Below are 21,565 nucleotides of genomic sequence, written 5' to 3' on the forward strand. Positions count from 1 at the left end.
ACTAAATCATCTTTTTCTCAAAAAATATCTTTGGAAGAGAAAGCCAATCAAATCTATTCACTCAGTCAAATATTTAATGCAATCATATTGGGAACATTGAGCGGAATGAATCGCCTTAGCAAAATAGAAAACTTCACACTGGATCCTCTGGTGCGTTATTTACTATCGATAGAAAATAAGCTTGACATTGATACGATTCGATATCATATCAAAAAATTTGGAATGAAACAGAATACTGAGTTAAGCGATATTTTCGGCATATTATCCGGCAAGATTCATAAAGAACTAAGAACCGGAAGTGATATTCTTGATCTTGATTCATCTGTAAGGACGGTATACGGCAAACAAGAAGGAGACAGGAAAGGATTTAATTGCAAAAATAAGGGTAAACGCAGCTATCATCCTCAATTTGCATTTTTAAGAATGTCTTCTCGCCTGGCTTCGTCCCGGTGATACACACTCGGCAAATAACGTAGATGGATTTATGAAGCAGGCATTATCAATGCTGTCATCCGGAATTACATCTCTGCTCGTGCGTGCAGACAGAGGATATTTTGATGGTAAATTAATAAGTGTTATCGAATCATATGCCGGTTTTCAATATCTCATTAAGGTGCGAATGCGCAATTTGAAAGATTTATTACGCAAGCAGGATTGGGATAAGATACCAGGTATGCCGAATTGGGAAATGTGTGAATTTTATTATCAGGCAAAAGGTTGGGATATAAAACGGCGCTTTGTTGCTATGAGAAAATTTAAAGGCATGCTGGAAACAAATTCCTTCTTTCCTGTTCGTGATTATTCCTATTTTTGTTATGTTACCAACATTGAAGAAAGTCCATTGTATCTGCATAAACTTTATGGTGACCGGGGAGAAAGCGAAAATTGGATAGAGTCAGTGAAAAATCAATTATTTGCTGCAACCATATTAACGAAAGACTTTTGGGCTAATGAGACATTATTCCTTCTGAGTGTCTTGGCCTATAACATAAGCATTTGGATGCGGAAGTTAACAGATAAGAAGGCTTGGCGTCAGGAACCTATGAGTTTTCGCTTATGGTTTATTCAGTTGGCCGGTAAATTTACAAGTTCCGGAAGAATGCATTATTTAAAGATGTACAGCTCATACTATTACAAGAGTTGGTGGTCAGAAATTGATGAACGGATTGATGCTATTGTATTCGTGTAGTTGCCCTTACTAAAAATATCTGCAATAGAGACAACCATTTACACAGTGGATTAGAAACGTATGCCTAAAATGGCAATATTAGCAGAGAATATAAATTATCTAATTGAAAATCGTTCCGGTTCATGTGAAATCTAAATAGAAAGTGATAGCGGACTGAATTTATGTGTAGGTTTACATACACAATAACGGTTTTTATGGACAAAATTTAGGACTTTAGCAATTTAGGAATAAAACTTATATTAAATCTTATAACAGCATCTGCTTCTTAATATTTTTATTCTCTATCCGTATCTAAAACAAAAACCATTTCATGCTTGCATTTTAATGTATAATTTTGTATAATTTTAGGACATAGTAAATCTGGTATGTTCTATAATATAGAGGAAAATATGGCTCGTAAATGTGATATATGCGGAAAAGGGCCTGTTGTAGGGAACAAAGTAAGTCACGCACATAATCTTACGAAACGCAGATGGCTGCCGAATCTTAAAAAGGTTAAAGTAACTGTAAACGGTACGCCAAAAACACTTACTGTATGTACCCAGTGCATCAGATCAGGAGCACTTGACAGGCTTTAGTAATTGAAGTTTAAAAGGCACTAAAAAATTAGTGCCTTTTTTAATCCCCCCGTATTACCTACCATTTGTAATAAAATATAGCTAAGGAGGTCCGAAATGGAAGAGAGGCGCAAACTACATTTAAAATCAGTAGTAAGAATCATGGTGGTTTTTTCTGTTTTTCTGCTTCTATGCAGCGCGCTTTATGCTCAGGATGCAAAACAGGTGTTTTTCCAGGAAGCTGATCAGGCTCTTCAGCAGGCAAATATGATCAATGCAAAAATTTATTCACCAACTCAATATTCAAAGGCCATGGAATATTACAGAAAGGCTGAGAAAGGGTTTGAGAAAGGTAAAGAGCTTGAAAATATAAGAAAACAGCTTAAACTTGCTGCAGTATATTTTCTTAAATCAGCGGAAACAAGCAAAATTGCCAAATCAGAACTCAGTGAATGTATCGCAGCGAGAAATGATGCACTTTCAGCTGATGCACCTGTTTTCAGAAACAAGGAATGGACTAAAGCTGAGGATGAATTCAACGGAGCTGTAAAAGCAATAGAAGACGGTAATATCAAAAAAGGGAAGAAAACTGCAAAAAATGCACAGAATTTGTATAAAAAGGTTGAACTTGAATCTATAAAAGCCCATTATCTTGATGAAGCACAAAAACTGATGGAATATGCTGATGATAAAGATGTAAAGAAAAGGGCGCCTGCGACACTGAAGCGTTCAAAGGACTTTATCGTAAGAGCGGAAGATCTTCTTGCGCACAACAGGTACGATACAGATCAGGCACGCCAGCTCGCGCAGGAAGCAAAATACGAAGCTGAACATGCAATCTATCTTGCCGGCACAATTAGAAAAATGCAGCAGGAAGACAAAACCATAGAATCCATAATTCTTGATGCAGAAAATCAGATTCAGAAAATATCAGATGTCCTTGACATGAAATCAAGATTCCAGAAGGGCTATGATAAACCGATCAAACAAATAATTGATAAAATTGAGAAACTGCAGAGAGAAGATGAAAACCTGGCCCAGTCTCTTTCTGATGCAAAAGAGCAGGTAAAATCACTCAGCGCACAGGTTGTACAGATGGAATCCAAACTCGGAGAGCTGAAATCAAAAGAGGCCTCCCTTTCAAAAATAATGCAGCGCCAGAAACTGGCTCAGAATAAATATGAAAAAGTTAAAGCTCTGTTTAACCCTGATGAAGCCAAGGTTCAGAGAATCAGCAATAAAGTTACAATCAGGCTTTACGGCCTCACATTTAAAGTCGGTGCTTCTGTTATCGAACCGAAATATTTTTCTCTGCTCGGTAAAGTACAAAAAGCCATTGCAGTATACCCGAACTGTTCTATCATGATTGAGGGGCATACTGACTCCTGGGGTAATGATCAACAGAACTTAAAGCTCTCCACAGAACGTGCAAGTGCTGTAAAAGAATACCTGATTTCCAGTTCGGAAATAGGGATAGAAAGAATAAAAGCAATAGGTATGGGTGAATCCAAACCCATAGCTACAAATGAAACAAAACAGGGCAGGAAGAAAAATCGGCGCATAGATATAATAATAATTCCTGCAGAATAATGTAACTCTTTTTTACACCGGAGATGTTTGTAGCTCATGTGTTTACATCTCCGGTGTAAACGAAATCAAGAAAAAAATCAGTCTTGAGGAATTGTCAACCGAATATCTTCCCTTTGAGATAAAAAAAATCCGCTGGAATTTCTTAATAAATATAAACTTAAAGATGCTGTAGCAGAAGTAGAGCACTTTCTGGCCAGAAAAAGCCTTCAGAAATTTGCAGGCAATCAATCCAAAGCTGCAAGGACTCTCGGTATTTCCGAAGCGGCTTTCAGGTATAAAATAATAAAATTCGGGATATCAAAACTTGATTATTGAGGCCACACCTCCTCAAAATCTCCCCTTTTCATCCATCCTACTTTTCCATCTACTAATACTATTTCCGCCCAATCTCCCCTGAGGCTTTCAATCTTTATCACAGTCCCGCTATGAATGGAAAATATTTTAACTCCCTCTTCAGCGCTTGGGGCACTCATAACCTTTACTTCATCTGCTGTTATCACTGCCTCTCTACTATGTTTCTCTGACTGTATTCTTGAAAAAAGGCAGAGTGCAGACATAGAAAAAACTATTACTGATATTACAACCCCGTATCTGCAGATTTTTTTTACTGATCGTCTTCTCGTAATAATTATGATAATTAAAAAAACAGATGCCGCTATATAAAATACAATGCTTGTAATTGTCAAAATTTTGACCGATACGGCAAAAATTACTCTCTTTACAATTTTAACAAGAAAAAATTCAGGCATGGGGTTAATTTTATCAACAACCCGCAGCCTTGCGATATTGATGTTTTGACTCAGGGCCTCATCCCGCGGCATGAATCTTTTAGTTCTCTCATAATTTAAAATTGCATGCGCAATATCATTCAATTTATAATAGCAGTTGCCGATATTAAAATACAATGGCCCGCTCTCATATCCGGATTTAACTATTTTCTGATAGCATACAAGTGCGCTGTCAATTTTACCCTGTGTATAAAAACTATTACCGCGTTTAAAAAGTTGGGATGCATCTATGCCGAACAACTGTACAACAGGAAAAATTAACATCCATCCAATAATTACAGATACAAATATTTCTTTTTTATCCTTCATTTTCATAATTCCCTGCTTAAACTATCAATGGCTTTTTCAGCTCTCAATAAAAATGCGTTCATCTCTTTAACACTTGACTTTTCAGGGCTGAATCTTTTCATATCACAAACAGATATGCAGTCAAAATACTCTTTGATAGTGCTGTCAGCAATACCGCGTTTTTTAAGCCTAATCTTAACATCATTTGTTATAAATCCAGCCTCAGGTATATTTAATTTATCAGCAGCAAAACCGACAAGTGCTCTCCCTGCTTCATCGTAGAAGATTTTTTCGTTATTTTCCTGTACTGCACTCCTTGCACGAACCAACCTTTTTTTTGCAATTTTTCCCGAACGATGCTCCCTTGCGTATGCTTCATCACTGCTCAATCTGTCAAGATGTTTTCTATAGAGATAAGCACAGCCTATTCCTATAATCGGCAAAAATACCATTATATAAAACAATATGTTAAAAGTTCCGGAATTGACCCGTTTGAATACAGGGCACTCTGTTTTTATAAACCTGATATCCTGCCCCACAAGTTTAACTTCTTCCTTTGTGAGTCCTGTGTGCACAGTATTTTCATAACTCTTCCTGCTTTTTGCAACATTTAATGTTATTGCAGGAGCAGAAAGTATTTCATACTTCCGTTTTGCCGGATTAAACACAGGAATCCTTATCATTGGAATATTTTGAATACCCGGATTTCTCGGGATCAAAACATATTCAAAAGTTTTAGTGCCGTGGACAATCAGCGATGTCAGGGAAATTTTCTGGGAGACTTTCGGCGGATATGCTTCAAATCCTGCCGGAAATGAAATAGCCGGTTCAGGAAATGCTTTTAAATTTCCGCTCCCCTTAATTATAATTTTAAATGTTACTGCTTCGTTTGCAGAAACGCTTCTTTTATCCACTGTACTTGAAAGCACATAATTTCCTGTTATTCCGGAGAAATCTGAAGGTTTACCCTCTTCAGGTAACGGCAGAACCGTAATTTTAAGAGATGGAGATGCAATACTCTTCTGTATCTGCCTGCCGAAAGGATCATCAAAAAAACTGTCGAAAACATCCCTTGACCTCTTTCTTACTCTGACGCTGCAGACAACAACCATCGGGCTAATTGTTTTTATTCCGGCTGCCATAGGAAACAGAGCCATTTTTTTAACTGGTGCAACTGTGTATTGAATTCCGTTAATAATCTCTGTGGAAGTTGCAGCTTGAGATTGCCCTCCGGTAAAATCTTCAACCCAAAATCCGGTTGTTTCCGGCATTTTCTGAAACCCAAAAGAAGACACATTAACACGTGTATAAATTTTATAGGTTAAAACCAGCGGCTCATTAACGTATATTCTTCGCTTATTTGGCAGAACCTTAAGGAACAAATCCTTTGTTTGTACGCTGCTGCCTGAAGAGTTTCTATTGCTGCTATTTGCAGCAGAAGCATTTCCGGAATTTTTCACTATTCTTACAGGTATCGTATCCGTAATGCGCGTCTTTCCTCCAACCTTTACTTTAACAGAACCAATTGTAAAAGAGCCTGCTTTAACTGCCTGAAAGTGGTACTGCAGGGTTTTGGTTACTGACATTTTTCCGTTGATCAGCTGTATATTCTGTGATGACCCGCTGCCGAGAAAAACAGCAAATTCTTTTAAATCCGGCAGTTCCGGATTATTAACCTTTTGCGCGTCTTTGCCTGAAAGCTCAACTGAAAGGGTAAACTGATCTCCAACTCCGATTACATTTTTATCAACATAACTTTTCACACTAAGCTGTGCTCCGTACAGGCATGAAACAGCAAAGATAATAATTAACCCGACTGAACTAATTTTTTTTCTATATTTTATCATATTCGGCATACCCGGTTACTGTAATTTACCAATCTTTAACAACCCTTACTCTTCCGCCTGAATTAACATCTTTTTTCTTAAGTTTTTTCTGATTCTCTTTCAAAGCATTCAACAGCTGCTCAGCCTGCTTCTTTGTCATTTTTTTCTTCTTTCCGGAACTCTGTTTTGCCTGATTTTGCTGCTGTTGCTGCCCGCCCTGTTTCTTCTGCTCTTTTTTATTATTCTGTTTTGCCTGATTCTGCTGCTGTTGTTTCTGCTGCTGCTTATCTTGCCTGCTGTTCTGCTTTTTTGCATTCTCTTTTAATTTGTTCCTCACAAATTCAAGATTATATTTTGCGTCCTCATCATCAGGGTTAATCTTTAAAGCCTCTTTGTAGGCTTCTATACTCTCTTTCAGCTTATTCGCCCTGAAAAGAGTATTTCCCATATTATAATATATTTTTGACTGAAGAGAAGGATTATTATTAGAAAGAGACTTTTGAAAATTCTCCAGGGCTTTATCGTATTTCTTCATCTTATAAAGTACATCACTGATATTATACTGCACTTCTTTGGAATCCGGTTTATCAAGAGCCGCGTCCTGATACTTGTTAAGAGCTGTTTCATACTTCTTCTGCATAAACAGTTGATTGCCCTGCTTGATTTTTTTCCTTGCACTCTGTGCAGACAGCACAGAACTTGTCAAAAAAACAAAGATAGCAATAATAGACAGCACACTTTTCCTTCTTCTGCATGTCATAAATCTTTAAACTCCTTTTACAACTCTTCGAATCTTCCCTTCCACTGGTGTTTATCTCTCTTTCTGTCAGGCAATAAAATTTCCGCAAAAAGCAGCAGAATTGCAAACAGAATAAACGGCTGAAACCTGTCTTCAAACTGTGTATACTGATGAGATGAAAGTGATTTCTTTTCCATCTTTAAAATATCTTTATAAATCTTAGTCAGCTCAACTTCTCCGGAAGTAGCTCTATAGTACTTACCCCCTGTCTCAAGAGCTATCTTCTGCAGGGTTGCTTCATCAAGTTTTGTCATTACAACATGGCCGTCACGATCTTTTTTAAATCCGGTTCTGTTTCCCCTCTCATCAAGGACAGGTATGGGTACACCCTGTCTTGAGCCGAGCCCTACAGTGTAAATGACAACACCTTCTTTTGAGGCTGCCTTTGCATCTTCCAGAGGCTTGCCTGCATGATCCTCTCCGTCAGTAATCAGTATCAGCACTTTGTGTTTTCTATCTTTTTGGCTGTAACATGTCACCGCCTTTTTAATTGCTTCACCCAATGCAGTTCCGGGTATGGGTATTATATCCGTATCAATTGCACCGAGAAACATTTTAACAGCACTGTAATCAAGGGTAAGGGGGCACTGTACAAATGCCCTCCCTGCAAAAGCTATAAGCCCGATCCTGTCGCCTTTAAGCATATCTATCATCGAGGATATTTCGTGTTTTGCCTTTTCAAGACGGTTCGGTGTAATATCCTCAGCCAGCATGGAAGTAGAAACATCAAGTGCAACAACAATATCCTGGCCTTCACGTTTTACTATTTTCAATTTAGTGCCGTACTGGGGACGTGCAATACTGAATATTAGAAATACAACAGTTAATACAATCAGTACTCTTTTCCAGACACGGGCTTTTCTGTTTACAGACCATGCAAGCTTCTGCACAGCAGAGATATTTCCGAATAGTTCAAGCGCTCTGCGTCTTTTGGCTTCGGACACAATAAAAAGGAAGATAACAAAAGGCACAAGCACATATAGATAAAGCATATATGAAAAAGCAAATCTGAACATATCAACCTTCCCGGCCTAACTGTTAAGGTATACTCCTGAAACGTGTATTTTCCAGTACAACTACTGCAAGCAGCAGAAACAGCGCTGCTCCAGCGAAAAAGTAAAAAAGTTCGGAGTAACGAGTATACTCCTTAACTTCAATTTTTGTTTTTTCCATCTTGTCTATTTCATGATAGACTTTTTTAAGCTGCTCAGTATTCGTAGCTCTGAAATAGGATGCTCCGGTTATATCTGCAATTCTCATAAGAGTTGATTCATCAATATCCACTTTCATAGGTACGTACCTTTTACCGAACAGCGGGTCATTTACTGGATACATGGCAGTGCCTCTCGTACCTGCACCAACAGTGTAAATCTTGATATTAAGAGCATTGGCAGCCTGTGCTGCAGTCAGAGGATCAATCTCTCCTCTGTTGTTTCTCCCGTCTGTAAGTAAAATTATTATCTTTGACTTGGCCTGGCTTGTTCTCAGCCTGTTTATTGCAGTAGCCAGTCCCATACCTATTGCTGTTCCGTCTTCAATCATTCCTGTTTTAAGATTATCAAGAAAATTCAGAAGTACAGAATAATCAATTGTAAGAGGACACTGGGTATATCCCTGGGCAGCAAATACAACAAGGCCTATCCTGTCATGTTTACGCCCTTTTATAAAGTCCGCTGCCACCTGTTTTGCAGCTTCAATCCTGTTTGGTTTTATATCCTCGGCAAGCATGGAACTTGATACATCAATTGCAAGCACAATGTCAATTCCCTGCGTTATCACCTCTTCCCCCTTTACTCCGGACTGGGGCCTTGCAAAAGCAATAATAAGTAGCGTAATTATAAAAAGCTTAAGCCAAAAAAACAGCTCTTTTACAGGGAATACTTTCTTTTTTCCAACCTCTTTTATTACTCCGATATTGGAAAACTTCAGTGCAGCCCTTCTCGCCCTCCATTTTAAGCGCCATAAAACCGCAAGCGGAATCACTGAAAGCAGTAAAAGGTATAACGGATTCGCAAATCTAATTATCATAATTCATCATCTTTTTTAATGTTCACAACTTCTTCCTGTTTAACAGCAGCTTCATACAGTTTTTCATCAGTCCGGATATCGTTCTCTCCATCCGGCATATCTACTATTACGATCTTGGTTTCATTGACAAATTTATACGCAGTATCAAGCGCGCCAATACACTCGCTATCAACAGGTATGACTTTTGCGAACTTGACCATATCGCATTGAAACAGAAGACTCATCAGCATGTCGTATTGTTCAGACGGAATCTCTCCGGACCTGAAACTATTCGATATCTCAGATGTGGTCATTTCCGGCGCAGGCACATAATACCTGCCGCTTATATAGCGCCTGATAATATCAGACAGCCGGATGTGAAACTCTTTTATCTTTGCATCTGCAACAAGATTTGATTCTTTAAGTTCATCAAGCCTTTCTAATGCAATCTCGTGGGGAGGCCTTGGCGGTTCTTTTCTTTCAGGCAGAAGAGACTTGCCCTCTTTTTTTAACCTGTACATAAAATATCCCGCAGCAAGGAAAAGAATCAATCCGATACCAAAAACAAAGGGCCTGATCTTCTCCCAGAAAGTCAGATATATTTCAACAGGGCCTTTTATATCTCTGATATCACCTTCTTCACTGGGCTTCATGCTTTCCACTGTGATCCTGATTTTCTCTGTTGAGATTGCAGATACGCTTGTATCTCCTGCAAGTTTATAATAAACTGTTACAGGAGGGATAAAATAATCACCAGTTGAAAAAGTAGAAATCTTATATTCCGCTTTAAGAACTGTTCTGCCGTTCTCTTTTTCAGGGTCACTAATTTTATAATTTCTTATTTCAAAAGCACCGAGATTCTCTCCTGCTCCGGGTGCTTTCACTTCAACATTCTTTAAATAAGATACTGTAACCGTGTAAGTTATCACATCTCCTATTTTAATACGCGATTTATCAACAGCAGAAGATATGGTTACCGGAGTCTCTTCGCCAGCAAGAAGTGCTCCTGTAACGAAAATCAGAATTATGCCAACAAGTAGAAAACCTGTTCTGCCTATGTATTTTTTATTTAATTTTATCATCATAAATTTTCACGTTTTCCGTTTGCATCATCCTTTGTAAAAGCTCGTTATATGCTTTCTGCTGCTTCTCTCTTAACAGATCGGAAGCAGCTTCATTTTTAACCTCATCAAGGCTTTTCTGCCTTACAACCTTTCCCTTTTTATCTTTCTCAACATATTTGTCTTTATTCGCCTGATAATAGAGTTTTACATCATCCCCTGTAATATTGCTGCCTCCCGGTATTTCATGCTCAAGATATTTCTGCACCATAAGGCTTTTTTTCGCCTGGAATGTTCCCTCGATTACATCCTTGTCTTTATCATATCCTGCCCTTTTTGCAGCATCAAAAAATAGATCTGTTGCAATGTGCTGAACAAGAAACGCTTTTTTTGATTTTAAATCTTTTATCTGATTCTTTACATAATCCGGCATCTTGTTAATATAGTAATCAAGATCCCCTGATGTTATCTTTTTATCTCCCACAGTTGCCACAACATCCCCGGGCCTGCCGTAATCATCCTTACTATTATTTAAATTAACCGCATTGTCAAGTGCAAGTTTTGCATCACTTGAACGCTGAAGCCTTTCCAGAGAGGCAACCATTTTCTTATTTACATCATTCATTACAGGAGATTCGGGACAGAGAGTTTTCACCTTAAGGTAATAAGCAAGGGCTTTCTCGTAATCATGAAGTCTGTCAAAATAAATATTGCCGATTGTGAACCAAATATTTGCTCTTTTGTTAAGCTTTACAGGATACAGGTCAAGATAACGCTGATACTCCTCCACTGCCTGCTGATAAAGTTCATGATTGTACAAAGTATTCGCATACGTTCTGACCTTTTCCTGATCAATTGCAGGTTTATTTGCCGTAGAACAGCTTGAAAGAAAAATAGCTGCAAAAACAGCAATTAACCATACATGGTATTTTATTCTAACTGCCATCTCTATATCTCCGTTTATCAGGCCCGTTTTGCACGCATTCTGAAAAATTTCATCAGCGGCTCAATGTAGGGCTTACCCGTATTAATAAACACAGAATCAACATTCATGGATTTGAAAAGCTTCTTCCTATCGCTTATAATTTGAGAAGCCTTTTCACCGAATGCCTCTCTCACTGCAGAATCAAACGTATTTAAAAGCAGCTGCTCTCCTGTTTCAGCGTCCTCAAGCTCCACATATCCTATATTCGGCAGCTCAAGTTCTCTCGGATCCACAATATTGATTGCAATTATATCGTGTTTCTCTTTTGCAATCCGCAGTTCTTTTTCAAAATCCCCTGATATAAAATCAGATACTAGAAAAACAACGCTCCGCCTCTTTGCAACTCGGCTTAAATATTCAAGAGCAAGGCTGATATCTGTCTTTTTGTCCTCTGGTTTAAAATAGAGAAGTTCCCTCAAAACTCTCAGCACGTGGCTTTTGCCCTTGCGCGGCGGAACAAACTTTTCTATCTTGTCGGTAAAGATGATCAGGCCGACTTTATCATTATTCTTAATTGCGGAAAAAGCAAGCAGAGCGCAGAGTTCAACTGCTATCTCACCTTTCATCTGCTCAAATGACCCGAACTCTCCCGAGGAACTTACATCAACCATCAGCATAACAGTAAGCTCACGCTCTTCTTCAAAGACTTTGACAAAAGGGTGGCCGCTTCTTGCAGTGACATTCCAGTCAATAGTACGAATATCATCTCCTATCTGATATTCACGCACTTCTGCAAACTCCATACCTCTTCCTTTAAATACAGAATGGTACTCGCCGGAAAAGACATCATTTACAAGGCCCCGAGTAGTAATTTCCAGCCTTTTCACTTTTTTAAGTATTTCTTTTGGAATCATTATGCCTGTTCCTGTCAGGGTACTTCAACTTTGTTTAAGACTTTCCGTACTATATCTTCGGAAGATATCTCCTCGGCTTCTGCTTCGTATGTAATAATTACTCTGTGACGGAGCACATCCATTCCAATTGCGCGTACGTCTTCCGGAGTTACAAAACCCCTGCTCTGTAAAAATGCATGGGCCCTGGCAGCCTTTGCAAGGTAAATTGATGCTCTCGGGCTTGCACCGTAATGGATAAGCTCAGAAAGGCCCTCAAGTTCATATTTTTCAGGATTCCGCGTTGCAAAAACAATATCTACAATGTACTGTTCTATTTTCGGATCCATATATATCTCTTCAACAACTTCACGTGCCTTGATTATCTCCCTGGGATTAACTACAGGATTTACACCTGGTTCCGGCCCTCTGGACATGCGCCTTAAAATCTCAAGTTCTTCTTTGGGATTCGGATAATTAATGGAAAGTTTCAGCATAAATCTGTCGACCTGAGCTTCAGGCAGGGGGTATGTCCCTTCCTGTTCTATAGGGTTCTGAGTTGCAAGTACTAAAAACGGCTCTTCAAGTATAAAAGTTTTATCTCCGATTGTAACAGTTCTCTCCTGCATAGCCTCAAGAAGAGCAGACTGTACCTTGGCAGGTGAACGGTTTATCTCATCTGCGAGGACTATATTTGAAAAAATCGGGCCTTTTTTAATCTTAAAATTTCCAGACGACTGATCAAAAATCAATGTACCGAGAATATCAGCAGGCAAAAGATCAGGAGTGAACTGAATTCTGCTGAATCCGGTTTTAATTGATTGTGATAACATCCTCACAGTTAATGTTTTTGCAAGTCCGGGCACACCTTCCAATAGTATGTGCCCCTTTGAAAGAAGGCCGATTAAAAGGCGTTCAATCATATAACTCTGGCCGACAATTACCTTGCCGAGCTCATCGGTTATTGTTTTTACAAACTGGCTTTCCTTCTGTATTTTCTCATGGATCGCCTGAATATCCTTGTTCATCTATCCTCCCTTATTACTCTGTTTTCTTTCTCGCCAAGAGATTAAATTTATTTTTGCCGTCTGCACGCTTTGCAGCGGCATCATCATTCTTGGATTTCAATCGGTTCTCAATAAACATTTCCATAACTGCAAATGCATCGTCAACATCTGTTTGTGATGCTTTCTCGCCGGAAAACTTTATTATATCCGCACGGGAAAATATTTTCTCAAATCTTTTTAAATAATTTTCTTCCAGCCCGTTTTCCTCCAGCATTTTAATCATCTCTGAAGATGTTGCTTCCATTGCTCTTATATTGAACTCTCCGCTCAGATATTTACGGAATATGCGTGTCAGGTTATCAAGAATTGTATTTAAACTTTCAGCCCTGTCTTTTATTGTATTTTTCAATTCTGCAAGGAACTCCTCTTCAGCAGGAGTATGCTCATCCGTGTTCTCATCATTAACTGCCTGCTTCTTTCTGCTGATGATATAAAACGCTATTCCGCCAATAACAAGCAGCACAACTACGAGCAGCGAGACATAAGGAAATTTTCTTTTCCCCGAATCCGGAACTGCATCTGTAACCTTTATGCCGAATCTCCTCGTTGAAACTTTATACTTTTTCCCTGTACTTTTTTCAAGATATGTTACTGATACAGGTTCAATATATCCCATGCCGAGGCTCTCCGGTTTAAGATTATATGTGATTTCGCGTATTGATTTTTTTCCCTTTACAGAGGCTTCCATACGGTTTGCAGCAGATGTGCCTGTAATCTCAAAATTGGTTAACTCAGGGTCTTCAATATCTTCCACTGTAACAGTATCCATTCCACCTGTCCAGCTTATCTGAACGATTAATTTAACACTCCTGTTTAAAGGAATCTTTGTGTCAGAAGCCCTTGCACTTATACGCACTTCAAGTATGGAAGAGGAATCTTTAACCTGGCTTAAAAGCGAAGCCTGAACAACTACAACCAGGAATATGACAGAAACAATAAACTTCTTCATTAATATTCTCCTGTTACTGACCGATACAGCTCGAAATTTTCACAGATTAAAAGAAAGCACTAAATGATACTAAACAAGATTGAAAAAGTTCCAAAAAAATAGGGATTTTACACATTGCATATTAAGCTTACAACATGTAAATCCCCTGTATTTTTTTAAACAAATAATATTAATTGTTTGTAGAAGAGGGCTGCTCCTCAATTTTTTTCAGCTCCGGTATTTCACTTATATCCTTGCCGAGATGGTCTAATTCCCATTTAACAGACGGAACAAGTTCATTATCCGGATATTTATTCAGGAATTGATTATACGCTTCCCGCGCTTTGGATGTATCATTTACACTGTTTGCATAAATAAAACCTATCATAAAATTGCACTGTGCAGCATTCCTTGCATCAGGATATTGTTTTTCTACTTTCCGCAAAAGTCCTACCCCTTTTTCATAATCTTTCAGGGCATTTGCATATATTAATCCTGCTTTATACAGAGCCTCAGGCGCCAGTTGGCTTGTAGGATAAGTTTCCCCGAGCTTTTCATAAGTACGCGCTGCTGCCTGAAATCTTTCATCCTTTTCATAAGCTGCTGCTTTGTCCATAAGTTTAGTATCAGGAAGCTCTCCGCATGCAATCAACAGCACAAGAAATAACCCCAGACCACGGATTAAACTAACCTTTCTCATTTAGCATTCCTCCTCTTTAATCGTACAGTGTAAGAGAATATTAACTTATTTTCTTCTTAAAATCAAGTATATTTTCTTTGGCAATAACTTCAACTGAATCGCCCTTTGTAATTTCTCCGCTTAAAATTCTGTTTGCAAGGGTATTTGCAACCATTTTCTGAATTACTCTTTTAAGAGGACGGGCTCCGAATGCAGGGTCGTACCCCATATCAGCTATAAGGTTTCTTGCATCATCAGTGATGGTTAATTCAATTCCCTGTTTCTCAGCAAGCTTTGCAATTTTTTCAAACTGTATGTCCACAATTTCACGTATTTCCTCTAATCTCAGCGGATGAAAAACAATGATCTCGTCAACTCTGTTCAGGAATTCAGGCCTCAAGGTCTTTTTCAGCATCCTGTGAACTTCATTCTGAATATCTTTATAAATCTGACGGCGATTCTCATCATTGATTGACTGGCTCTTCTCCATAATATAGGACGCTCCGAGATTGGAGGTCATAATGATTATTGTATTATTAAAATTAACTACTCTTCCCTGATTATCCGTTAATCTTCCTTCATCAAGTACCTGAAGCAGGATATTGAACACATCAGGATGGGCTTTTTCTATCTCATCCAAAAGAAGCACTGAATATGGGCGCCTTCTCACAGCTTCTGTAAGCTGGCCGCCTTCATCATACCCCACATATCCCGGAGGAGCTCCGATAAGGCGTGAAACCGAATGTTTTTCCATGTATTCCGACATGTCAATTCTGACCATGGCTTTTTCATCATCAAATAGAAACTCTGCAAGTGCACGGGCAAGTTCTGTTTTTCCTACTCCTGTTGTACCGAGGAAAATAAACGAACCTATGGGCCTTGACTCCTCCTGAAGCCCCGCTCTGCCGCGTCTTATAGCGTTTGATACTGCACTTACAGCCTCATCCTGGCCTCTTACTCTTATAGTAATACGTTCTTCCATATGGACAAGCTTTTCCCTTTCCGATTCAAGCATCTTGGAAACAGGTATGCCTGTCCACTTTGCAACAATCTCTGCTATATCTTCCTCTTCAACTTCTTCTTTCAGCATCTTGTGATCTTTCTGCAGTTCAACAAGTTTATTATTTACATCTTCCAGCTCTTTTTCAAGAGAAGGAATTGTTCCGTAAGTAAGTTCCGCAGTTTTTGAAAGGTTACCCTCTCTCTCCATCTTTACTGCTTCTGCTCTCGCTTTTTCAATATCTTCTTTTAGTCTTCTTATTCCGGCTATCAGTTCCTTTTCAATCTGCCAGTGAGAACGCAAAGCTCCGGACTGCTCTTTAAGATTTGCCAGCTCCTCTTTTATGGATTTCAGCCGCTCCTTTGATTTGCTGTCCTTCTCCTTCTTAACAGCCTCTTTTTCAATCTCAAGCTGTTTTATCTGCCGTTCAGCCTGATCCAGCTCTTCAGGCATGGAATCAATCTCTATGCGAAGTTTGGATGCAGCTTCGTCAATCAAATCTATTGCCTTGTCAGGCAGGAATCTGTCTGTAATATATCTGTGAGATAAAACCGCTGCAGCAACAATCGCACTGTCCTGAATGCGTACTCCGTGGTGAACTTCATATCTTTCCTTCAGCCCCCTGAGAATTGAAATTGTATCAGTGACAGAAGGCTCGGATATTCTAACAGGCTGAAAACGCCTCTCTAATGCTGCATCTTTTTCAATGTACTTTCTGTATTCATCAAGGGTTGTAGCTCCGATACATCTCAGCTCGCCTCTTGCAAGAGCAGGCTTCAGCATATTTGATGCATCAACAGCACCCTCTGCACTTCCTGCGCCGACAAGGGTGTGAAGTTCATCGATAAAGAGTATTACATTCCCTTCGGATTCGTGTATCTCACGAAGTACAGCCTTAAGCCTGTCCTCAAATTCTCCCCTGAATTTTGCACCTGCAATCAAAGCTCCCATATCAAGAGCAAGAATCTGCTTTGTTTTAAGATTTTCAGGCACATCACCTGCTGCTATTCGGGATGCGATTCCTTCCACAACTGCGGTTTTCCCCACTCCTGGCTCACCTATCAGGACAGGATTATTTTTTGTCCTTCGTGACAGAACCTGAAGCACCCGCCTTATCTCCTCATCGCGCCCTATCACAGGGTCAAGCTTCTGCTGCCTTGCAGCTTCATTCAAATTTTTTGCATAACGGTTTAATGCATGATATTTATCTTCCGGATTTTGATCTGTTACTCTCTGGCTCCCCCTGGCCTCTTTCATAACCTTGAGTACATTGTCATAACTTACACCCTGATTTTTCAGCATTTCGCTTACAGGCAGATTTTGAGCAGACAGAGCCAGCAGTATGTGTTCCACACTGATATACTCATCCTTCAATTTTTCCGCTTCTTTCAAGCTCTGCTGAAGAACAGCATCAAGTTCGCGGGACATATATATCTGGCCCACTCCTCCGCTTACCTTCGGGAACCGGTCTATTCTGTCTTTTAAAAATAATTTTATCTCCGGGAGATTTGCTTCCAGTTTTTTCATCATTGACACAGCAAAACTTCCGGAATCCTCAAGCAGAGAAAACAGAAGGTGTTCCGGTTCAATCTGCTGATTATTTCTATCGGATGCCAGTTGCTGGGAATGCTGCAAAGCTTCCTGAACCTTAATAGTAAATTTATTAATATCTATCATTTATATTCACCTCACCCTCTTTAAAAGCTGTTATCCTCTGTTTTGTTCCTTAAAATAAACAACCAGCCAAAAAAATGTGGATTTCATACTGCTTTTACATAAAAGGCGAGGGCTGCGCACCCTCGCCTTATTATACACAGCCTTAATTGCTAACTGTTTGGGCTTATTTTATTTCAAATACAATCAAGGTACACAGCTCCCTTTTATTTTAATTCTGCCGTTCATTTAATTTTATTACATTTTATTTATCATCATCTACTACTTCAAAATCCGCATCTTCAACATTTTTATCAGAGTCAGAAGGTTCTGCCTCAGCTTGCTGAGAAGCTGCTTCCTGTTCCGCCCCTGCTCCAGGAGCACCCTGTGCCTGAGAATACATTTTGCTTGCAGCTTCCTGCCATATCTTGTTAAGATCGTCGGTAGATGATTTTATCTCATCAATATTTGATCCTTTGAGAGCCTCTTTAACTCTGCCTACGGCTGCTTCGATTTTATTTTTCGCATCTCCGTCAACCTTGTCTCCGAACTCTTTTAAATTTTTCTCTGTCTGGTAAACAAGCTGATCTGCAGAGTTTCTTACATCTATCTCTTCCCTGCGTTTTTTATCCTCCGCAGCATGAGATTGGGCATCCTTTACCATCTTTTCAATCTCTTCTTCCGTAAGGCCTGAAGATGCTTCAATCCGGATAGACTGCTCTTTCCCGGTTGCTTTATCCTTTGCCGACACATTGAGAATTCCGTTTGCATCTATATCAAACCCGACTTCTATTTGAGGAATCCCCCGCGGAGCAGGCGGTATTCCGTCAAGATGAAATTTTCCAATTGTTTTATTGTCCCTTGCCAGCTCCCGTTCTCCCTGCAGAACATGTATTTCCACAGAAGTCTGGCTATCAGCTGCAGTTGAAAATACCTCGCTTTTTTTCGTCGGAATTGTCGTGTTCTTTTCAATAAGCCTTGTAAATACTCCGCCCAGGGTTTCTATTCCGAGAGAGAGCGGTGTGACATCAAGAAGCAGCACATCCTTTACGTCACCGCTTAAAACTCCGCCCTGAATTGCAGCACCGATTGCAACAACTTCGTCCGGATTTACACCCTTATGAGGCTCCTTGCCGAAAATATCTTTGACTATCTCCTGCACACGGGGAACTCTTATCATTCCCCCTACAAGAATAACATCATCAATATCACTTTTTGCAAGCCCTGCATCCTTAAGAGCAAGTTCACAAGGTTTTACAGTACGCTGGAAAAGATCATCACACAGCTGCTCAAACTTTGAGCGTGTGAGAGTTACATTAAGATGTTTCGGGCCTGTGTCAGTGGCAGTTACAAAAGGCAGATTGATCTCAGTCTGTTTTGTAGAAGAGAGTTCAATCTTTGCTTTTTCAGAAGCCTCCTTTAATCTCTGCAAAGCCATAGGGTCTTTTGAAAGATCAACACCTTCCGTTTTTTTAAACTCTTCAACAAGCCAGTTTATAATTCTCTGATCAAAATCATCACCGCCGAGGTGAGTATCTCCGTTTGTTGATTTTACTTCAAAAACTCCGTCTCCCAGCTCTAATATTGAAATATCAAATGTACCGCCGCCGAGATCATAAACAGCTATTTTCTCATTTTTCTTCTTATCAAGGCCGTATGCAAGGCTTGCAGCTGTCGGTTCATTGATAATTCTTTTAACTTCAAGGCCGGCAATAACACCAGCCTCTTTTGTCGCCTGTCTCTGACTGTCATTAAAGTATGCAGGAACAGTCACTACTGCTTCAGTTACCTTCTGTCCAAGATACTCTTCTGCTGTCTGCTTCATCTTCTGAAGAATCATAGCAGATATTTCAGGCGGTGAATACTCTTTGTCGTCAATCTTAACGCGTGCAACATTATTTTTGCCTTTTACTACCTTATAAGGCACTTCACCAATCTCATTTTCCACTTCTCCGAACATTCTTCCCATAAAACGCTTAATGGAGTAGATAGTTTTATCAGGATTAGTAACAGCCTGACGTTTTGCAGGTGCGCCAACCAGCCTCTCTCCGTCTTTTGAAAATGCTACCATTGACGGAGTTGTACGTGCGCCTTCTGCATTAGGTATAACAACCGGCTCACCGCCCTCAAGAACAGCAACGCATGAGTTAGTAGTACCAAGATCAATACCAATTATTTTTCCCATATCAAACAACCTCCTTATTTATCAATATCTGTGTTATTTTTTGTCTTTAATTTGAGTTTTATCCTTGCCTTTACTCTTAGAAGACTCCGGTTTACTGCTGCTTTTACGTTTATAATCAGTTTCATAGAATCCTGATCCCTTAAAAATCAGTCCTGACCCCTTCCCTATCAGCTTTTTTACATGCCCTCCGCACTCGGGACACTTTTTAACAGGCGGTTCAGTCATAGACTGAAAAACCTCGAATTCATATCCGCATTTCTCACACTTGTACTCATAAGTCGGCATTTCTTTTCCTCACTTTCTAAAATCCGATTTTTAACCCATAATTTTATGAATGAGCTTTTTTTCTTCTTCCGACGGGTTTGCAGGAATCTTTACATTTATTTTTACATACTGATCACCCTTTACCCCGCTCTTTTTCACACCAAGGCCGGGCAGCCTTAAGGTTTTGCCGTTTTTTGTTAAAGCAGGAATCTTAAGATTTACTTTTTTCCCGTGAACAGTTTTTACCTTTACTGTTGTCCCCTGTACAGATTGTTTCAATGATAGTGTAACAGCACATAAAATATCATTGCCTTTTCTTGAAAAGAATCTATGTTTCTGTACCCTGACAGTTACAATCATGTCACCGGCTTTATGTCCATTCTCTCCCTTTTTACCCTCTCCTTTTAAACGAATCTTCTTGCCGTCTTCAACTCCGGCAGGAAGCTTGACAGAATATTTTCTGTCTCCGAGGACTACTCCCCTGCCGTGGCATTGATCACAGGGGTTTTCAATTATCGTACCTCTGCCATAACATTTGGGACATGGCCGGCTAACACCGAATCCGCCCTGCACAACATTGACAAATCCGCGGCCCTGGCATTCCGGGCATGTTTTAACAGTTGATCCCGGTTTTGCACCGCCTCCTCCGCATGTAGGACAGGTTTTCTCTTTTTTAACAGAAAAACTCGCTTTTCCCCCTGTAATACTCAGCTCAAACGGAACTTTCAGCTCCACATTAATGGTATTCTCATTTTCAACATTGACATGGCGGCCACTCGCTGCTTTGCCCATATCAAAAAACTGGCTGAAAACATCTCCAAGGCCGAATCCTCCGAACATATCAGAAAAATTTCCTGAAGAACCACGGCCGCCTCTTTTTGGCCTTCCTCGAAAAGAATTAAAATCAAATCCGGAGAAATCAAATCCCTGAGGCGAGCCTCCCCCAAAAGATCCGCCGTACTTTCTCATTTGATCATATTGAGAGCGCTTCTTTTCATCACTTAAAACAGAGTATGCTTCGGATATCTCTTTAAACTTTTCTTCAGCTTCTCTATTCCCTGGATTTGCATCCGGGTGGTATTTTTTTGCAAGTTTCCTGTACGCAACCTTTATATCATTTTTCCCTGCGTTTTCTTTAATCCCTAAAACTTTATAATAATCTTTTGAATTCATATCACATCATCTCATTATTTCCATCATTGAAACAGCGTCCTACTTTAACCTTGCCGGGGCGTAAAAGGCGTCCTTTAAAAGTATAGCCTTTTTGCCAGACTTCAACTACTTTGCCGTCTTTATCCTTTCCGGTCTTTTCAACGCTCACTGCTTCATGAATCTCAGGATTAAATTCCGCATCTCTGTCATTTATCTCTTCAAGGCCTTCATCCTGTAAAATCTTGTACATATTCTTATAAATAAGGCCTATGCCTTCTGTCCGGGCATCTGAAAAACTATCCTGAGCATACATCTGCATTCGTTCCATATCGTCAATTACAGGCAGCAGCTTCTTAATAAGCTCACCTTCTGACCAGGCTGATATTTCATCTTTTTCTCTTTGAACCCGCTTTTTATAATTAATGAACTCCGCCTGAAGTCTTTTAATTCTGTCAATGTACTCATTTTCGTTTTCAGGAACAGTTGTTCCGGTTTTTTTGTCCTGCTTAACATTGTCAGTTTCAGGCCCTGTCACCGGAATAATCATCTCTTTTTCCCTTTTAGTATTCAAAATTTCTCTCTTTTTTATTTAACAGTTATTGATTCTTCATCTTCACATATATCTTATGCTGAACTATATGAAGAATGCTCAAAATTATACTTTTCAAAAACATATTTCTCAAATTTCGATAACACATAATGCAATTGTTATGCCAA

At 39.5% G+C, this 21,565-nt stretch carries 20 protein-coding genes and 1 pseudogene; 5 read left to right on the plus strand and 16 right to left on the minus strand.

Annotated elements, in window-relative coordinates; genetic code table 11:
• From J7K93_01590 to J7K93_01610, 5 genes and pseudogenes are all read left to right on the plus strand, one after another.
• On the plus strand, positions 1-453 hold a 453-nt coding region (locus J7K93_01590; GenBank protein ID MCD6115682.1), incomplete at its 5' end, for a transposase.
• Positions 431-1,189 (plus strand): annotated as a pseudogene (locus J7K93_01595) (transposase). The gene J7K93_01590 and the pseudogene J7K93_01595, both read left to right, overlap by 23 nt.
• 389 nt (positions 1,190-1,578) lie before the next feature.
• Entirely contained in the window at positions 1,579-1,767 is a 189-nt protein-coding gene (locus J7K93_01600; protein ID MCD6115683.1) for a 50S ribosomal protein L28, read from the plus strand.
• A 96-nt stretch (positions 1,768-1,863) separates the two neighbouring features.
• The gene (locus J7K93_01605) at positions 1,864-3,336 is read left to right on the plus strand and encodes an OmpA family protein (protein ID MCD6115684.1); all 1,473 of its coding nucleotides are present in this window, start codon (positions 1,864-1,866) and stop codon (positions 3,334-3,336) included.
• 132 nt (positions 3,337-3,468) lie between these two features.
• Positions 3,469-3,651 (plus strand): hypothetical protein, encoded by a 183-nt coding sequence (locus J7K93_01610; protein ID MCD6115685.1) that lies wholly within the window; start codon positions 3,469-3,471, stop codon positions 3,649-3,651.
• Here the strand turns inward: J7K93_01610 and J7K93_01615 are convergent.
• The 16 genes from J7K93_01615 to J7K93_01690 form a co-directional block, all read right to left on the minus strand.
• Complete coding sequence (locus J7K93_01615; protein MCD6115686.1) at positions 3,645-4,439, minus strand: hypothetical protein; 795 nt, start codon at positions 4,437-4,439, stop codon at positions 3,645-3,647. The two genes, J7K93_01610 and J7K93_01615, sit on opposite strands and share 7 nt — an antisense overlap.
• Positions 4,436-6,259 (minus strand): protein BatD, encoded by a 1,824-nt coding sequence (locus J7K93_01620; protein MCD6115687.1) that lies wholly within the window; start codon positions 6,257-6,259, stop codon positions 4,436-4,438. The genes J7K93_01615 and J7K93_01620 overlap by 4 nt, the downstream gene beginning before the upstream one ends.
• A 25-nt stretch (positions 6,260-6,284) precedes the next feature.
• The gene (locus J7K93_01625; protein MCD6115688.1) at positions 6,285-6,998 is read right to left on the minus strand and encodes a tetratricopeptide repeat protein; all 714 of its coding nucleotides are present in this window, start codon (positions 6,996-6,998) and stop codon (positions 6,285-6,287) included.
• A gap of 17 nt (positions 6,999-7,015) precedes the next feature.
• A complete protein-coding gene (locus J7K93_01630; protein ID MCD6115689.1) occupies positions 7,016-8,053 on the minus strand; it encodes a VWA domain-containing protein in 1,038 nt (345 codons plus the stop codon).
• 22 nt (positions 8,054-8,075) lie between these two features.
• Positions 8,076-9,065 carry a VWA domain-containing protein gene (locus J7K93_01635; GenBank protein ID MCD6115690.1) on the minus strand — a complete coding sequence of 330 codons (990 nt, stop codon included), beginning with the start codon at positions 9,063-9,065 and terminating at the stop codon, positions 8,076-8,078.
• On the minus strand, positions 9,062-10,129 hold the full coding sequence (locus J7K93_01640; protein ID MCD6115691.1) for a hypothetical protein: 1,068 nt from the start codon (positions 10,127-10,129) through the stop codon (positions 9,062-9,064). Before J7K93_01640 ends, J7K93_01635 begins: the two co-directional genes overlap by 4 nt.
• Entirely contained in the window at positions 10,110-11,051 is a 942-nt protein-coding gene (locus J7K93_01645; GenBank protein MCD6115692.1) for a hypothetical protein, read from the minus strand. Before J7K93_01645 ends, J7K93_01640 begins: the two co-directional genes overlap by 20 nt.
• A 17-nt stretch (positions 11,052-11,068) precedes the next feature.
• Positions 11,069-11,944, minus strand: a complete 876-nt coding sequence (locus J7K93_01650; protein MCD6115693.1) for a DUF58 domain-containing protein — start codon at positions 11,942-11,944, stop codon at positions 11,069-11,071.
• A gap of 14 nt (positions 11,945-11,958) precedes the next feature.
• Complete coding sequence (locus J7K93_01655) at positions 11,959-12,948, minus strand: MoxR family ATPase (GenBank protein MCD6115694.1); 990 nt, start codon at positions 12,946-12,948, stop codon at positions 11,959-11,961.
• 13 nt (positions 12,949-12,961) lie between these two features.
• On the minus strand, positions 12,962-13,936 hold the full coding sequence (locus tag J7K93_01660) for a hypothetical protein (GenBank protein MCD6115695.1): 975 nt from the start codon (positions 13,934-13,936) through the stop codon (positions 12,962-12,964).
• Positions 13,937-14,105: 169 nt separating this feature from the next.
• Entirely contained in the window at positions 14,106-14,615 is a 510-nt protein-coding gene (locus tag J7K93_01665; GenBank protein MCD6115696.1) for a tetratricopeptide repeat protein, read from the minus strand.
• A gap of 40 nt (positions 14,616-14,655) precedes the next feature.
• Complete coding sequence (gene clpB, locus J7K93_01670; GenBank protein MCD6115697.1) at positions 14,656-17,268, minus strand: ATP-dependent chaperone ClpB; 2,613 nt, start codon at positions 17,266-17,268, stop codon at positions 14,656-14,658.
• Between the two features lie 244 nt (positions 17,269-17,512).
• The gene (gene dnaK, locus J7K93_01675; GenBank protein MCD6115698.1) at positions 17,513-19,432 is read right to left on the minus strand and encodes a molecular chaperone DnaK; all 1,920 of its coding nucleotides are present in this window, start codon (positions 19,430-19,432) and stop codon (positions 17,513-17,515) included.
• A gap of 33 nt (positions 19,433-19,465) precedes the next feature.
• Complete coding sequence (locus J7K93_01680; protein ID MCD6115699.1) at positions 19,466-19,717, minus strand: zinc ribbon domain-containing protein; 252 nt, start codon at positions 19,715-19,717, stop codon at positions 19,466-19,468.
• 30 nt (positions 19,718-19,747) lie between these two features.
• Complete coding sequence (locus J7K93_01685) at positions 19,748-20,869, minus strand: J domain-containing protein (protein MCD6115700.1); 1,122 nt, start codon at positions 20,867-20,869, stop codon at positions 19,748-19,750.
• A gap of 1 nt (position 20,870) precedes the next feature.
• On the minus strand, positions 20,871-21,419 hold the full coding sequence (locus tag J7K93_01690; GenBank protein MCD6115701.1) for a nucleotide exchange factor GrpE: 549 nt from the start codon (positions 21,417-21,419) through the stop codon (positions 20,871-20,873).
• Between the last annotated feature and the right edge of the window lie 146 nt (positions 21,420-21,565).

The sequence above is a fragment of the bacterium genome, assembly GCA_021158245.1.
Classification (GTDB): Bacteria; Zhuqueibacterota; QNDG01; order QNDG01; family QNDG01; genus QNDG01.

Coding starts and splice junctions, on each gene's coding strand:
- J7K93_01600 (MCD6115683.1), top strand. CDS start 1,579: ATGGCTCGTAAATGTGATATATGCGGAAAAGGGCCTGTTGTAGGGAAC.
- J7K93_01605 (MCD6115684.1), top strand. CDS start 1,864: ATGGAAGAGAGGCGCAAACTACATTTAAAATCAGTAGTAAGAATCATG.
- J7K93_01615 (MCD6115686.1), bottom strand. CDS start 4,439: ATGAAAATGAAGGATAAAAAAGAAATATTTGTATCTGTAATTATTGGA.
- J7K93_01620 (MCD6115687.1), bottom strand. CDS start 6,259: ATGATAAAATATAGAAAAAAAATTAGTTCAGTCGGGTTAATTATTATC.
- J7K93_01625 (MCD6115688.1), bottom strand. CDS start 6,998: ATGACATGCAGAAGAAGGAAAAGTGTGCTGTCTATTATTGCTATCTTT.
- J7K93_01630 (MCD6115689.1), bottom strand. CDS start 8,053: ATGTTCAGATTTGCTTTTTCATATATGCTTTATCTATATGTGCTTGTG.
- J7K93_01635 (MCD6115690.1), bottom strand. CDS start 9,065: ATGATAATTAGATTTGCGAATCCGTTATACCTTTTACTGCTTTCAGTG.
- J7K93_01640 (MCD6115691.1), bottom strand. CDS start 10,129: ATGATGATAAAATTAAATAAAAAATACATAGGCAGAACAGGTTTTCTA.
- J7K93_01645 (MCD6115692.1), bottom strand. CDS start 11,051: ATGGCAGTTAGAATAAAATACCATGTATGGTTAATTGCTGTTTTTGCA.
- J7K93_01650 (MCD6115693.1), bottom strand. CDS start 11,944: ATGATTCCAAAAGAAATACTTAAAAAAGTGAAAAGGCTGGAAATTACT.
- J7K93_01655 (MCD6115694.1), bottom strand. CDS start 12,948: ATGAACAAGGATATTCAGGCGATCCATGAGAAAATACAGAAGGAAAGC.
- J7K93_01660 (MCD6115695.1), bottom strand. CDS start 13,936: ATGAAGAAGTTTATTGTTTCTGTCATATTCCTGGTTGTAGTTGTTCAG.
- J7K93_01665 (MCD6115696.1), bottom strand. CDS start 14,615: ATGAGAAAGGTTAGTTTAATCCGTGGTCTGGGGTTATTTCTTGTGCTG.
- dnaK (MCD6115698.1), bottom strand. CDS start 19,432: ATGGGAAAAATAATTGGTATTGATCTTGGTACTACTAACTCATGCGTT.
- J7K93_01680 (MCD6115699.1), bottom strand. CDS start 19,717: ATGCCGACTTATGAGTACAAGTGTGAGAAATGCGGATATGAATTCGAG.
- J7K93_01685 (MCD6115700.1), bottom strand. CDS start 20,869: ATGAATTCAAAAGATTATTATAAAGTTTTAGGGATTAAAGAAAACGCA.